This is a genomic window from Mesorhizobium sp. M7A.F.Ca.CA.002.05.1.1 (genome assembly GCF_003998335.1).
Classification (GTDB): domain Bacteria; phylum Pseudomonadota; class Alphaproteobacteria; order Rhizobiales; family Rhizobiaceae; genus Mesorhizobium.
The window spans coordinates 1-459 of record NZ_RZQI01001643.1 but is presented as its reverse complement, the minus strand read 5'-3'; the positions used below and the strand labels follow the sequence as shown (position 1 = coordinate 459).

Sequence of the window (459 nt, the reverse complement as noted above, 5' to 3'; positions counted from 1 at the left end):
ATGCAGGGAATGCCGGCAACGGTAAATTCGACCGTCAACACGTCGCCTTTCTTGCCGGACGGAAAGTCGCTCGGCGCACGGTGAACGGCGCCCACCCTGGTGTCGGGAAAGGTCTCCGCGTAGAAGCGAGCCGCAGCCTCGGCGTCCTTGTCGAACCAGAGGCAAATCGTGTTCTTTGGCATCGTTGGCATTGCGTGTTCCTTTCGGTGTTGGGGTCGGCGGAGGTCAGCCCAGCAAATTACGTGCCGTGCGCATGAAGATCCTTGACCCGATCGGGATCAGGTCGTCGGGAAAGTCATAGTCGGGATTGTGCAAGGCAGGGTGCCGCTCGCCTGCACCGAGGAAGAACATCGCCGACTTGGCACTGTGGCCGAACAGGCCGAAATCTTCAGAGGCGCGCATCGGCAGGGCTTCTTCGCCGTGCGCGACGCCCTCTTCATCAAGTGCGCGCCGCAGATG

Annotated in this window: 2 protein-coding genes; both read right to left on the bottom strand. The window is 61.4% G+C overall.

The annotated features are described in order from the left end of the window. Window positions 1-191: VOC family protein (locus EN939_RS37540; RefSeq protein WP_206528491.1), on the bottom strand; the 191-nt coding region annotated here is incomplete at its 3' end. A 34-nt stretch (window positions 192-225) separates the two neighbouring features. After that, on the bottom strand, window positions 226-459 hold a 234-nt coding region (locus EN939_RS37535), incomplete at its 5' end, for a M20/M25/M40 family metallo-hydrolase (RefSeq protein WP_335930828.1).